General features: G+C 36.5%; 15 protein-coding genes. 1 reads left to right on the top strand and 14 read right to left on the bottom strand.

Annotated features, from left to right (window positions below; genetic code table 11):
- Positions 1–2: 2 nt before the first annotated feature.
- The 14 genes from IFO69_RS16975 to IFO69_RS16910 form a co-directional block, all read right to left on the bottom strand.
- Positions 3–1118 carry a glycosyltransferase gene (locus IFO69_RS16975; protein ID WP_192011327.1) on the bottom strand — a complete coding sequence of 372 codons (1116 nt, stop codon included), beginning with the start codon at positions 1116–1118 and terminating at the stop codon, positions 3–5.
- On the bottom strand, positions 1115–2230 hold the full coding sequence (locus tag IFO69_RS16970) for a glycosyltransferase family 4 protein (protein WP_192011326.1): 1116 nt from the start codon (positions 2228–2230) through the stop codon (positions 1115–1117). Before IFO69_RS16970 ends, IFO69_RS16975 begins: the two co-directional genes overlap by 4 nt.
- Positions 2227–3132, bottom strand: coding sequence for a glycosyltransferase family 2 protein (locus IFO69_RS16965; RefSeq protein WP_192011325.1), 906 nt, complete (start codon positions 3130–3132; stop codon positions 2227–2229). The genes IFO69_RS16970 and IFO69_RS16965 overlap by 4 nt, the downstream gene beginning before the upstream one ends.
- Complete coding sequence (locus IFO69_RS16960) at positions 3122–4033, bottom strand: glycosyltransferase (RefSeq protein WP_192011324.1); 912 nt, start codon at positions 4031–4033, stop codon at positions 3122–3124. Before IFO69_RS16960 ends, IFO69_RS16965 begins: the two co-directional genes overlap by 11 nt.
- Positions 4030–4881 (bottom strand): glycosyltransferase family 2 protein, encoded by an 852-nt coding sequence (locus IFO69_RS16955; RefSeq protein ID WP_192011323.1) that lies wholly within the window; start codon positions 4879–4881, stop codon positions 4030–4032. Before IFO69_RS16955 ends, IFO69_RS16960 begins: the two co-directional genes overlap by 4 nt.
- 8 nt (positions 4882–4889) lie before the next feature.
- Positions 4890–5876 (bottom strand): glycosyltransferase, encoded by a 987-nt coding sequence (locus IFO69_RS16950; RefSeq protein WP_192011322.1) that lies wholly within the window; start codon positions 5874–5876, stop codon positions 4890–4892.
- A gap of 1 nt (position 5877) precedes the next feature.
- Positions 5878–6864 (bottom strand): glycosyl transferase, encoded by a 987-nt coding sequence (locus IFO69_RS16945; protein WP_192011321.1) that lies wholly within the window; start codon positions 6862–6864, stop codon positions 5878–5880.
- A gap of 5 nt (positions 6865–6869) precedes the next feature.
- Positions 6870–7685 carry a glycosyltransferase family 2 protein gene (locus IFO69_RS16940; RefSeq protein WP_192011320.1) on the bottom strand — a complete coding sequence of 272 codons (816 nt, stop codon included), beginning with the start codon at positions 7683–7685 and terminating at the stop codon, positions 6870–6872.
- Positions 7682–8644, bottom strand: a complete 963-nt coding sequence (locus IFO69_RS16935; protein ID WP_192011319.1) for a hypothetical protein — start codon at positions 8642–8644, stop codon at positions 7682–7684. Before IFO69_RS16935 ends, IFO69_RS16940 begins: the two co-directional genes overlap by 4 nt.
- The gene (locus IFO69_RS16930; RefSeq protein WP_192011318.1) at positions 8634–9749 is read right to left on the bottom strand and encodes a glycosyltransferase family 2 protein; all 1116 of its coding nucleotides are present in this window, start codon (positions 9747–9749) and stop codon (positions 8634–8636) included. The genes IFO69_RS16935 and IFO69_RS16930 overlap by 11 nt, the downstream gene beginning before the upstream one ends.
- Positions 9746–10468, bottom strand: coding sequence for a hypothetical protein (locus IFO69_RS16925; RefSeq protein WP_192011317.1), 723 nt, complete (start codon positions 10466–10468; stop codon positions 9746–9748). Before IFO69_RS16925 ends, IFO69_RS16930 begins: the two co-directional genes overlap by 4 nt.
- Entirely contained in the window at positions 10465–11736 is a 1272-nt protein-coding gene (locus IFO69_RS16920; RefSeq protein ID WP_192011316.1) for an ABC transporter ATP-binding protein, read from the bottom strand. The genes IFO69_RS16925 and IFO69_RS16920 overlap by 4 nt, the downstream gene beginning before the upstream one ends.
- A 358-nt stretch (positions 11737–12094) precedes the next feature.
- Positions 12095–12898, bottom strand: coding sequence for a sulfotransferase family 2 domain-containing protein (locus tag IFO69_RS16915; RefSeq protein WP_192011315.1), 804 nt, complete (start codon positions 12896–12898; stop codon positions 12095–12097).
- A gap of 86 nt (positions 12899–12984) precedes the next feature.
- Positions 12985–13800, bottom strand: coding sequence for an ABC transporter permease (locus tag IFO69_RS16910; RefSeq protein ID WP_192011314.1), 816 nt, complete (start codon positions 13798–13800; stop codon positions 12985–12987).
- Positions 13801–14446: 646 nt separating this feature from the next.
- On the opposite strand from IFO69_RS16910, the gene IFO69_RS16905 reads away from it, so the two are divergent.
- On the top strand, positions 14447–14665 hold a 219-nt coding region (locus tag IFO69_RS16905), incomplete at its 3' end, for a transposase (protein ID WP_394354475.1).

Below are 14665 nucleotides of genomic sequence, written 5' to 3'. Positions count from 1 at the left end.
GTTTATCCTTTCGCTTTGATTTCCGACAGCACTGTATTATAAAAACCTAAAAAGCTATTTGCTAAAACTTCTATATTAAAACTTGAAATCACTTCAGTATAAGCATTATCAATGTAAATCAAATGACTCCCCCCTTCATCAGCAAGAAGCTCTTGTAATTTTAAAAAATAATCCTTTCTATTTTCAAAAGGTATTAAAAACCCTGTCTCGCCGTTTCTAACAACCTCCCCAATACCTCCAACATCATATGCCAAAACCGGAGTTTTACAGTACATCGCCTCTAGAATCACACCAGGTAAACCTTCTATTTTACTGGGGACCAATAATGCTTGAGCTTTTTGAATGATTGGAAAAACATTTTTAGAATTACCCAAGAAGATTACATTTTGTCTGCAATCCATTCCTTCAACTTCGTTCCTAATCTCTTGCTCTAATCCTCCTGTCCCTACTAATACCAAATACTGAGCTGGGTAGCTCTTATGGATTTGATCAAATATGGGAAGAATTCCCTTATGATTTTTCTCTTCCACAAAAGCCCCTATCATTAATACATACTCTTTTCCTCTAAGGATTTCAGGAAGATGACCAAACATTTTATGGTCTATTTCTATGGTTGAAACCCCATTATAAATTGTACAATCTGGAATTGATAGTTTCCCAAAAACCTCTTTGAAATCTTGATTACATAATTCGGAAACAGAAATTACTCCTTGAATTCTTTTAACAAGGAATTGGTTAAACCTATAATGCCAGCCTGACCTTATAAAATCACCCATCTTATTTGCATTCCTATAAATAATTGGGACTTTCCATTTATAAATCACCTTACTTAATACTGAAAATTTTAAGGTGTCAGCAGCATTGGCTTGGATGATCTCAGGATGAAAATCATTAATGATTTTTTTGATCTTTTTCCATCCTGAAAATTCCCAAAATCTATTTTTTTTAAGACAGTTTAAGTAAACTATTTCTCCATCAAATGGAAGCTGGTCGCTCCCTTGAAAAATACAGACCAATAGAACATCATGACCGCTTCTCATTTGGAATTGTGCCAATTGGGCTGCAAACACCTCTGCGCCACGGAGCTGGGGCTTTTGGATCAAATGAAGAATTTTCATTTTTTCAGAGCGCGTTTTTCCAGAAGTAGTTGATATGCCTTTTCATATTGTGTAGAAATAGCTCGTACATCTAATAATTCTAAAGCATGGCGATGGGCTTCATTGGTCATTGACTCCCATCTATCGCTTTCAATGGCCTCCTCCATTTTATATGCCATGTCTTTCCAGTTAAATACTTCAAACCATAAGCCTAAATCTGATGGAACACAAGATTTATTTTCTGGAATAGCTGAAGCAATGATGGGAATTTTGGAGAACATGGCCTCTATCAATGCACCAGGAAAGCCCTCATAATGGCTTGGAAAAACGAAAAAGTTTGCTTCTGAAAGTAGTTTCGAAACTTGGTTGCTATTTCCCCAAAAAGTAACTGAGTCGCTGATTTGCAGCTTCTTTGCCAAAGCTGTTAATTTATTCAAATCAGGTCCTTCCCCTACTATCCAAAGCTGGGATGTAGGATATTTTGTAGATATACTTCTAAAAGCCCGCAACAACTCCGAATGACCCTTTCTTGGAATTAACCTTCCTACAGTGATAAAGATAGCACTGTCTTGATGCTTTTGTTTTCTAAGGATAAATTCTTCACTTGACCTTCCTCTAGGAATGGTGGTTATTTTGTCGTTTGGAATACCTAAAGTCTTTTGGTGTACTTCCCCCAAATAACCAGAATTGGAAAACCAATAATCTACTCTGCGCGAAGTAAAATAATCCCTAAAATGAACCAATAAGAGAGAAAGAAAGGACTTTACCGATAGCTTTCTGTACCTTCTCCAATGATAGGAATTATTGACCAAACTGTTTACCAATAAAAATTCACCTTGCAATTTCCGGGAAATCATTTCTGAACGAAATAATGAGGCATGGACAATATCTGGCTTCAATTCTGCAATCTGTTCATTCAATTTCTCCGCAATCATTCTGCACGAACTTGAGGTCGAAAACCCCCAAGTCTTTACAATAATTCCAGCTTCAAGGAATTCATTTAGTAGACGATGATTCCCCTTGAAGATCACCCAAAAAACGGGCGTAACTTCTTTAAATCCCCTTGTAATGGATAGCAAACTTTTCTCAGCCCCACCTGTTTGCAAGGTATCTATAAGGTAAAGTACTTTCACTGTTGAATACCTTTACTTCCAAATTTTTGATGTATTTTTTTCCCAAGCGGAATTGGAAGAAAACTAAAAACCAGAAAGAGAAAGGTAGAGGTAAAATTAAAGGGAACTTTAAAGAAATAAACCATAGCTCTTAATCTATTACCTGCATAAAAGTGGAGCCACATGCATTTATGAAACCAATTTTTCTTCCGTGAGAGCTCACTTTTTATCACAGAATTGTGTTTTTGTACAATTACATGATAAGCATTGGCTTGATTCTCATAATTCTTCCTCACCGAATCATGTTCGCCAATGGTGCAATTAACCAAAAATTTCTTGAGTCCAACTCCTGAGAAAGATTTAGAAACTCTCAGAAGGAAATCACGATCAACAGCTGCACGGATGGATTCATCAAAATATCCAATGGAATCGAACACCTTCCTTTTGAAACAAATGCCATTGTTTGTACCAATTTGTAGCAAATCAAAGAAAGTATTGCTGGGCAAAGTATCATTGGGAGTCCAAAATCGCTCTCCAAACTTCCTTGCTGATTCATCGACCAAGTTTATCCCACACCAAAAGAAATCGTGTTCCCCATGTACATGAATAAAATCAATCATTTCTTTTAGATAATTTTTATCATAAAAATCATCACTATCCAAAAAGAAAATAAGGTCACCTGATGAGTTCCGCACTCCTTCATTTCTGGCCACAGCATTCCCCCCATTCTTAGAAGTCTGAATGACTTTAATCCTTTCATCAATATGACGTACTATTTCTCCAAGCGTATCATCAGAGGATTGATCATCTACAACTATCAACTCAAAATCCTGAATACTTTGGTCAAGTACACTTTCTATCGCCCTACCGATGAATTTCTCTCGGTTATACGCAGGAATGATGACTGAAATTTTAATGTCCATTCTTTAACGTCATAGTCTCCCCCTTTTTGTCAATCAAAAAATGAAATAGGCCCATTAATACATATTTGGCATTTTTGGTCCCATATTTTATTCCATATCTAAACCCAAAGAGTGATTTAGCCATACACTTTATAATCAATCTTGTCTTCATCTCTTTATAACCATTTGTGGACGCAATGAAGAGTAAATTGCGCACACTATAATATTCTCTTGGAAGACTATTAAAAGTCTTTTTCTTATAGATGCTCCTGTTTGTATCGGTTTTATTAAAGTGTTTTCTTAGTTCTCTATATTGTGCTTTATCAACATAGATTCCAAAGCCCTGTTTCTTTACTTGAAGGCAAAAATCCAGTTCTTCAAATCCAAAAAACAAGTCAGGATCCGGATAAACTCCAGCCTCTAAAACCCTTTTATTTACCATCATGGTCATATTTCCTGCAATGCAGTCTACTTCCAATAAACCATTTCCCAAAAGTAAATGAGAAGGAGTCTTTTTGATAACCCCTAAGTTATTATCAAAGAAATGTCCTACCGTACCAATAATGCCAATTGAACATTTTGCAGCTTCCTTTGATACTTCTCTTATCAGCCTTTCTAATGAGTCAGGAAATATTGGCGGATCATTGTCATCTCCCCAGTAAATCCAATCTACATTCTCCTTCAAGCACTCCCGCAGCCCTATCTTTGCTCCTCCTGCAGGACCAGCATTATAACCAACTCGGTAATAGCGAATTTTTTTATTATTGAGTGCACAGATACTCTCTTTTGTTTCATTATTGGTGGAATTATCAATTACCCAAATTACTTCAAGAGGAATCGTTTGTGATTCAAGTTTTGTTATGGTATCCACTACGACTTGTGGTCGGTTATAGGTGATTAAAAAACCTCCGATCCGTGTCAATCTTTCATAGTTTTAACCCTCAAAATTTGAAGCGGTTGTTTTATGTAAGATAGAATAATTCTAACAACGCATTTCCAAGCCAACGGACGAAGCTTCAAAGACCTAAACAAAAATTCTCTAGAAACCTGGTAATCTCCCTCTTTAAAACTTTCAACCCCAATGATTTGGCTATAGAGAAATTTCACCCTGCTATTCAATGAATCGACATGTTTTTCTAAAATATACCTTAAGCTGGCTACTTTATTTGCTCTATTCTTCGAACCTCCATGGTCATTATTGTAATATTTTAAACTAATAAATTGCTCTACTTGAATTTTTGCTTTCTGTAAAACCAGTCTATGAAACAACTCTGTATTCTCGCTGTATGTCAATTGTTCATCATATCCCGATACTTTCTCAAAAGTTGATTTTTTAATACAAAAACTTCCAGGCAATTTACTTATAAACTTGCCTTTCTCCGGCATTTTTAGAACAACTTGGTTTGTATTTATAATAGCATACCCAGCTTGAACTATATCAGCATGGTGCATGGCTGTATTAAATTTCCGCAATGCCTCCTGTTCCAATTCATCATCACTATCCAAAAAAATCAAATTTTCTCCCTTTGCCATTTTGGCTCCTTTGTTTCTAGCAACCGAAACTCCTGCATTATTTTGAAAAAAATATCTAACCCTCTCACCTACAAAATCTTTCACCACCTCTTTAGTATTATCCTCTGACCCATCATCCACGACGATCAGTTCAAAATTTTGAAAAGACTGATTTAGCACTGATTGTATGGCACGACCAATAATATATGCCCTATTAAATGAAGGAATAATAACCGAAAAAACAGGTTGGGATTCCATAGAATACACTAAAGAAGGATAGATTTTAACTGATCATAATGTCTTTTGGTACGGAAAGCGTCAACCAGATATGCCTTACACTGGGCACTAATGATCCGATGAGCTAATTGTCGCTCAGAAGATATCTTAAAAGGAAGTAACACTATCAATGAGGATTTTACCCAAACCAAAAAACTTTTAACCATTCGACCCAAATAAGCCTTCCAAAAAGAAGGCGTGTTGGCTATTTTAGTATCCAAAAACAAACCATATGGATATAATAAACCGGCTCCGGATGCAATTCCTGCTTTAAGATTTAGATAATACTCCCATGTCAAACGGGATGCTGGAATATAATGATCAAATCGTAACCTGTCATCAAACCAAATCTCGTAACCCAGTAACTGAAAGATATAGCACCATTCCACATCATCCCCTGCTCCCAGTTTCTTTCCAGACCTTCCCTGCATGGCTGTTTCAAAACCTTTCCGGAACAACTTCTTTATTGGCTCCTTTCGAACAATGGCTCCTGCCCCATATACTTCTGCTTTAGAAGAGCTTATTTTACCGTTAGACATTGCCTGTTTCCCCACCGCATAACTGTGGCTGTACTGGTCAAACCACTCCGGCTTTTCACCCTCAATGACTGCCGATCCAAAACCGCCCAATATTCCAATCTGAGGATTTTTTGCCATCACCTCAAAACTATGTTGTAAATACCTGTCAAACAACGCATTATCATCATCACAGAAAAGAATAAAATCATACTTACTATTTTCCAGCCCACACCGCCTAGCATGCACCAACCCCTGTTTAGATTCGTGGACAATTACCCAATTTATTTTCTGCTCTTTAAGAAAAGATGTGCACACTGCTGTAGTATTATCTGTCGAACAGTTGTCCACTACAATCAATTCCCAACTATAGGCACACTTCTGCTGGCAAATGTGCTGCAAGGTAACTGGTAGACGACTGGCTCCATTATGGGTGCATATTACTACACTTATTCCCTCCATATTATACTTTCCCCAACAACCCTTTTTTTATCCATCCGAGTCGTCTTTTTATCTTGATTGTCATTCCATTTGGCTCCTTATAAAAAGCTAGTTTTGGAACTAACTTAGAGATAGCATCGTAGTCGTTTGCCTTTAGTTCTGCTGAATAATCCTTGAAAATCCCTTTTAACTCACCATAATCTTCCAATTTAAACGAATGGTTATTCATTCTTACGGTAGTCTGATTGCCATTGGGATCAAACCCACTAAAGTGGAAAAAAATCAGCCTTTGGTCAGCATTGTTTACATAATAGCCTTTTTGGTCCTTTTTTAAGTCACGTTCGGAGAAGTTCCACCAAGCCATATTACAGCCTTGATGTTTTAAAGTGTAAATTCCTTTGAAGAAAAGCGGAGCCAAATCAACCCATTTTTGATCCACGAAAATGCCTCGGCCCTTATCTATCTTACAATGGCTTCGAAGCCTATCGCGCCACCAGTGAACAAAGTTCTTCGATTGGTTTGAATGTTTCAATCCAATAAACCCCAGATTAAACATTCCATGCCGTAATGAGGCCAGCTCACCTGTCACCACGCCCTGGGGAGTAACTGTGAGGTTAGGAGTTAGAATGATTGGATACTGATCAAGGTGCTCATGTAAGGAATCTAGGCTATGGTATAGCTTTATATCTGGATCGATATAATACACTTTGGTATCTTCTCCATGCTTATTAAAGAAATACTCAATGTAATATGGCTTTACAGCAGTATTGAACTCGATAATATTATAACGCGCAAGCATTTCTGGGAAAGCTTCCACACCTAACTGATCAAACTTCAGTACTTCATCAGCTCCCAAAGACTGGTAATCAACCTCGTCGTCCCAATCATCCACTAGCCCAATTATAAATTTGCATTCAGGAGCATGCTCTTTAATGGAGTCACCCAAAGTCTTTGCATGCGCCAAATAGTTATTGGAACAAAGGGTGAAAATTATCCTATGATTTTGCATATATTTTATGGCTTATACTCCTTGCGAAGTATGTATTTACTAAAGATTATTTTAGTAAAATAGAGAAGCGGGTTTTCATTGAACCGCTTATTTAGCCGATAATAGTATTTATATCTTTGATATATAAATTCAGAATGATTTGAAGCAATTTCTTTTTTAATCTGGTCTTTATAAAATGTATCCACTAAGACTGTATGGGAGGAATCTCTAATTCTATATTCAAAAAGAAGTTCATCTATAAAATGAAATTTCCAGTTAGTTTGACCTACTTTTAGCCAAAAATCCCAGTCTTCACAACCAGCTATTCTTTCATTAAAACCATTAACCTCCTCCCATACTTCTCGCCTTATCATGGAGCAGGTATCTATATAATTACCGATCAACAATTTATCTAAATCAAACTTTCCAGTAATAAATCTCTTTTCTGAATTATCACTAATAAAGGTTACATTGGAGTAAACGACCCCGACTTCTTGAAATTGGTTTAGAATTGAAATGGACTTACTAATAAAATCAGGTGAAATTTTATTATCACTATCCAATAATAATAATAATGAACCCGTCGATTCTTTTACTCCTACATTTCTTGCCGAGGCAGGTCCTTTGTTCATCTGGGTAATCACTTTAACGCTTTCCAACCTACCTATTTCTTCGAGACACTCTATAGAATTCTCTTCATCTGATCCATCATTGACAATCACTATCTCTATTTTATCGCTATTGTAAGTATTAGATAAGTAAACACTATTGATTGCTTCTCTCAGAAATTGTCCTGTATTATAAAAAGGGATAATTATAGAAATATCATAAGTTTTCTTCATATGTCCCATTTTTGTAATTCATTAAATTTTCTTTCTCCTATAATTTTCCTGTAAATTCTTTGGAACAAATTCAGTGACCTCAATTTTTTTCTTTTTAAATAATTGACACCTGATTGATAAAAATTAAAACTTAAACCATTTTCCATAAGTTTCTGTGAATACTCCTTTAAAAAAGGGATTAAAACTTTATCATATTCTACCAAATAACCAATGTTACTAAAATGAATAAATATGATAGGAAATTCATTATTGATAAGTAGCTTTCCCCCATCCATAATCCTTTCACACTCAAAGCGATTCCATTCACCAACATTACAGCCCCTATGTTCAATGATTCTAGAATCGGGACAATAAATAGGTATTATATCTAAATATTTTTGATCATCATAAAACCCTTTAAGCTTGCTTTTCTCACAAGAATACAGACACATTTCTCCCCACCAATTTAGCGCGTGAATCCCTTTCATAGTAGCACCAATAAAACCTGCATTGTAAACACCATCTGTAAGTAATCTTGAAAAATAAGATTCTGATTTTTTTGGATCCATACATCCCCAATGTGGAGATAGCAAAATTGGGCAATTATTTAGAGTATCGTATAGAAATTTAAAACATGAATAAAAATATATATCACTGTCAACATAAAACACCATTTCAGTTTTTTTATATTCAAGTAAATACCTCATTAGGTAAGGCTTTAACGACCACCTTAACTCATCACTTGATGGTGAATACTTTTTTTTCAGTACATTAACTTGAGGAAAAAATGACAATTCATCTAAACTAATACAATCGAAATCATTATGGATACTCCTACCTTTCCTCTCATCAACAATCAATACTACAAATTTGGCTTTTTTATCAAATCTGTTAATTGATTGAAAAAGAGTTTTGGCGAAGGGCATGTAATTTAGTGTCACAATTGTACAAAATGACACCTGATTCTGACTATTTCTCATGAACAGTCAATTTTATAGAATTAAAGTCAACCCATTTTACCCCTGTCAACCTTTTAAAGTATGGCTCTAAATGATCCTGCTGGACAGGAAATGGGATCCTCTCGACTTTCAATAAATTGATATCTTCATATTCAAATGATTTTAAAGTTTTCCTAAAATTATACTTTGCCCCAAAAAATCTAAAAATGTAAAAAATAATTATTTCATTAAAGATATAAATTGTCTCTTTTAAAGAAAATAATCCTTCCATAAATAGGGGGAAAATATAAACCCTAAACCAATAAAAGCTAAATCTCTTCATTGTTAAGTAAAGTAACTCATGAAAAACCAATTTAAATGCCTCATGAATTTTATTACAGTTTAGTTTTAAGCGGATTGAATTAAATTTTTTGAGAATTCTCGTTAATGTTTTAAGCTTGACAAAACTAGTATGATTTCTACCTGCTCTATTTTTATCTTCGTATTCTCTCCAATAAAAATCGTAATAATTAACTGAGATACCTATTCTAGAGGAAACCATATAACATGACAAGCTAAAATCGACATCTTGAAGTCCTAATAAAGAATCATCCCACTTTAAGTTTTTTGATTCTAAAAATTTTCTCCTATACATACATGACAATGTACACCAAGGTGGATTAAGCAGAATAAAATATTTAACAAATGAATTTAAACCAATGATCGGCTCATTGATACCAATTTGCCTGATTACGTCTGCATTGAATATTACTCCTCCAAAAACAGTAAATTCTAAGTTGAAATTTTCTATAACTTTTACACGATTTTCAACTAATTCTTCTTTCATCAAATCATCACTGTCAAACCAATTGATATATTCCCCTTTTGACAACTTAAAAGCATAATTCCTACATACATTCCCTCCCTTTGGCAAATCGTCTGGTCTTTTATATATTTTGAACCGTTTATCTTTCGCTGCAAATTCCTCCAAAATCTCCCATGAATCATCTGTACTGTGGTCATCCACCACGATGCATTCCCAGTTTTGATAAGTCTGGTTAAGCACAGAATCCAATGTGTCCCGTACATAGGGAGCCTTATTATAGTTGGGAATCAGGATGGAAACTAAAGGATTTGTACTAATCATGAAGGTGAAGTATGTAATTTATCCACAAAAGAGTAGCGAGTATAATTGAATCCTATCGTCTTCCCTACAAATGCCGGAATGGTTTTCATCAAAAACTGACCAATTTCCTTTTCATCTTGGCGGTGAGTGTCATCCAAATAAATGATTGGGGCGTTTGATAGTTTATCTTTCACAAAAGGAACAAACCCTACCCTTGACTGCTTACCCAATCCTCCTTTAGGAGCATCTACAATGACCAAATCAAATTCCAGTGAATTGATGGGATGATTAACCGGAATATCAAACCATTTCCCCTTACCACCGTAAGAATAAGGATGCTCATCCTTCAGGGGAAAGGTATGGAAATCCACCCCTTTACAAACCTGCATTAAAGCGTTCTGCCATTCTTGATTATCATCAATACTAATAATTTTGATATCGAGCTGATGTTTGTTGATATAATTGCTGAGTATTTGGGTAGAAAGTCCTGAACCAAATTCAAGAATAACCTTAGGCTTATAAATGATTAGGTCATTGATAATGTGCTGTATCGTCTGGAATGAAATTGAAAAGCCCGTTTCAAAAAGGAAACCCTCAGGAAAATAGCTTTTTAAGAGTTCAATCGCCTTAAGCTCTCTCATATTATAACTGGAAAGTTCCCTATTCCGCTTTCCCTCTGCGGCGATCAAATAGCCTAGTTTATTTATTCCAAACAGTTTATCTCGTATCTTTTTTATCATTTGTGGGAGTTAATCAATTCAAATGGATAAATAAAGTTGGTTTGCCCATTGGGAATAGTCATGCCTGAATCAAAATATGTATCGTCTTCTACCTTAAAAATCATTACATGAGGATACCAATTGGCCACGTCGTGTCCATCGTGAATAAAAACTGTAAGCACATATTCATCGGGAACCAATGGACATTGGGGAATTTTGAACGTCAATTTTCCGGATTTCAAGTCAAGCTTATTATCGGCCTTTGTACTGCACCAGATGAGTCGTTGTCCCAGGCGATTATCAATACGGATATCAATCCGCTCTCCTTGGTTTTTAAAGCCTTCTATAAAATCAATACCCAATGAAATAAAAAGTTCTTTCATTGGAAACACCGGTAATTCTTCGTCCAAACTTCCAGAAATTGTAATGGCTTTTAAATCTATTTTTTGATTCCCTTCACCTTTGATTTTATTCTTTTCAAGATCTAAAAAGTTGGTACTAGAATTGCCTCCAATATAATTTTTAAGTACATCTTCTGTTATCCCTTCCACATATATTTCTCCTTTCCTCAGCAAAATCCCCCTACTGCACAAATTCTGCACCGCCGACATATTATGACTCACAAAGAGCACCGTCCTGCCCTGGTTTTTGCTTACATCCTCCATTTTACCGAGGCACTTCTGCTGAAATTCATAATCCCCCACGGCTAGCACCTCATCGATGATCAAAATCTCCGGCTCTAGATGGGCCGCCACGGAGAAACCCAAGCGTACTTTCATGCCCGAGGAATAGAACTTCACCGGGGTATCGATAAATTTCTCTACACCCGAAAAATCAATGATTTCCTCCAGTTTACGGTCGATCTCGCGTCTTGTCATGCCGAGGATGGTCCCGTTCATATAGATATTCTCCCGGCCAGTCAGCTCAGGATGAAATCCCGTCCCCACTTCCAGCAGGGAAGCAACACGGCCATGAAGGGTGATTTTTCCGCTGGTGGGTTCGGTGATCTGGGAAAGGATCTTCAGCAAGGTAGACTTACCGGCACCATTCTTCCCGATAATGCCCAGCACTTCCCCTTCCTTCACCTCAAAGTTTACATCTTTCAGCGCCCAAAAGATGGATTCATCCTCTTCCCCAAATCGGCTTAACTTTCGGAGCCGTTGGTAATTATCATAAGGAGACTTAAGGATATTGGCCACCTGCCCCGCCAAGGTTTTGGATTTCTTTTCCTTTAATCCTAAACGATACCTCTTGGACAGGTTTTCTACTTTAATGATGGTTTTTGACATCAAATTTTCCTTTAATTGGCCTATTGCATAGATTTATTTTTTCCATCACAGTTTTGTCAAACACTACTCATTTTTAGCCGACAGCAAATAGTACAAAATCAAACTGAGTCAAAAGAACCGTAATCCAAAGCAAAATTTTCTCTATTTGAAGGACCTGTCCCGACCACTGTACGGGATGCTCCATGGCCTAGATTTCCTGCCTGTCGACAGGCAAGTTTGCCTACTTTTTCATAAATGGAAATGCAAAGCATTCATGATGACCATCAAGAATAAATATTACCTGAATAAAAAGTAGAAAAGATCAATAATGGAAAAAAGTATTGAATTTGGTTACCTGCAACATTGCGGATAGTCAGTTTTAATTTTTCAAACTTCTTAATTCACAAACGTAATCGTAAATCAAATAATCCAACCAGTTTTTTTCCTTAAAGTCTTGGACAAAATCTTCTGGTAAATCTTCCTTTTTAATATTCTTCTCAGTCCTATTTGAATGAGGAATTCCTTTGGGAATTTTTCTATTTAGCATCATACTTAATTCAAAAATAGACTTTTCAAATTCTTCGACAGTCCCAATAAAATAATAACTATCTAAAACTTCTCTATAGTTTCCAATAGTACATCCTAAGCTTTTTGATATAAAGTTTAACTCTCTATTTAAGATGTACTCTTTTAAGTTTGTACCTTTTAAATAAGAATGCCCTTTTCTAATACCGAAGTAATAATGGGATATCCGATGTTCTAATGGATCTCTTATAAATGTTATCATTTTAACATTCTTTATTTCCCTCCAATTAGGAAACCTTTCGAAAACATTAAATTCAGGTTTATGATAATGCCCTATGGTTATTTCCCAAGGCATTTGCGACAAATAATTGGGCCTTTTATTAATAAAGGCAGTCAAGGCTTTTCCGTGTTCTTTGGGATCAGGATAAGTTAGATCATGCGGGGGATAATCTGATATGATGTAAAACCATCGGTTTAGTATTTTTTTTAAGCTTGTACCTCCACATTTAGGAATATGATTGAATAGATATATTGACTTATCCTTTTCTTTCTTAAAAAATTTTCGTCGGCAATATTGTAATCTTCGAAGCTGAAAAATTATTTTTGATTTTAAGTTTTGAAATTCCTTACCTCTTCTTAGCTTTCCTAATAGTTTCATTAATTTTAAAAGTTACAAGGACATAGTTCCATCGTAATATGATCCAATTTTATATCTAAAGTCTAAATTCTAATATCTACTCTCCCCTAAGCCACATCCGCAAACACCTTTTCCATCCTGCGGAAATAAAACATCCCAAAGACAAAAAAGAATACTGCTACTATACTTCCCGGCCAGATCCACTCCCAAGGCATGGGGCGATCTAAGAATGCAGCGCGAAAGCCTTCAATCACCCCAACCATCGGATTCAAAACATACAAAGACCTATAGGCTTCTGGAACCGCCATGGTACTGTACACTACGGGGGCCGCATACATCAGCAGTTGCACTAAGAAACTCAAGGCATGCTTTACATCACGATACTGAACGGCCATGGCTGACAAGATCATCCCGATTCCCAATGAAGTCAGAAGCAATTGGATAATCAATAAAGGAAGATACACTATTCCCCAACCAGGCATCACCTGAAAATAAACCAGAAAGCCAATCACCACCAAAAAGGCAATGATAAAGTCCAGTAACTTCGAAAATATCGATGCCAGAGGGAGTACCATCCTGGGGAAATAGACTTTGGTGATCATACCCGAATTGGCGATCAAACTGTTGGCAGACTCCGTGAGCGTACCCGAGAAATAATTCCAAGGCCACAAAGCCAAATAAGAAAACAACATATAAGGCATTCCATCTGAATCCACCTTCGCAAGGTTACCAAAGACCACCGTAAACACCAAAGTGGTAAACAAAGGCTGAATAATCGCCCAAGCCACCCCAAGAATACTCTGCGCATAGCGCGCTTTGATCCCCCTCAAGGTCAGAAAATACAGCAGGTCCTTGTACCGCCATAGTTCTTTAAAATCTACCAGTTTCCAGCCCTTGGAGGGTTCTATTACTTTAGTTTGCAAATCTCTTAAATATTTATCTTAGGCCCTGGCCTTAATAATCAGCTTCGACCATTCAGTCCCATCATTTGAGTCAAAAGCAAATTACTGGAGGCTGAATGTCAAAGGGCTAAAGCTCGTTGTCTTTATTCACCTAGCTTTTATCTTCCCCAAGGCTGATCTCCCCTTCCAGAGCCAGGTTGCGCGAAAGATGCAGTCTCAAGACTCCCTACTCACATCCAATGACGCTTGACACAGCTCCGCCCGGTCAGCCCCATCATTTCTTACAGATAGCACTTAGCAAAACTGAGTAAAAAAATTACTCATGAGTAACAAAATTACTCGTTTGGATAAGAAATACAAGAAATGTACAGCTATTCATCAGTGGTTTATTGGATTCGATAATTCATTGCAAGAATGCTGTTTTTCACACTAAAATTATTGTAAATCGAAAACAGACATTTACTCCAGACTCTTCATACATCTGTGTCCATCCATTTTATCTGTGGGCAATTTCCTATTTCGGATTGATCTTGAGCCCTAGAGCTGGTCCAAATTTGAAATTTGGACCTCTAAATAATAGAGGCTGTCTCAAAAGTAGATAGTTTAAAAGGCTAGCTGATTTCTCGGCTAGCCTTTCCTGTTTAACTCAAAATGGATATTTTGAGGTGTGAAAAAACAAGACTTAAATATAGCTTTTAAAGACTACAATCCCAACCAGCTGATGTTCCTTCCCCCAAGTTTGGACGAATTGATTCCAGCCCACCATCCAGGCCGTGTTGTTCACCAGATCATTGAGCGGATAGATCTGAGTGAGGTGTATAGCCGATACTCAGAGAACGGGTCCAGCAGCTATCATCCCAAGATGTTGTTAAAGGTGCTGGTTTAT

This window comes from Echinicola arenosa (assembly GCF_014841125.1).
In the GTDB taxonomy this organism is placed as follows: domain Bacteria; phylum Bacteroidota; class Bacteroidia; order Cytophagales; family Cyclobacteriaceae; genus Echinicola; species Echinicola arenosa.
The sequence above is the reverse complement of the archived record's forward strand: the minus strand, read 5'-3'. Positions and strand labels throughout refer to the sequence as shown.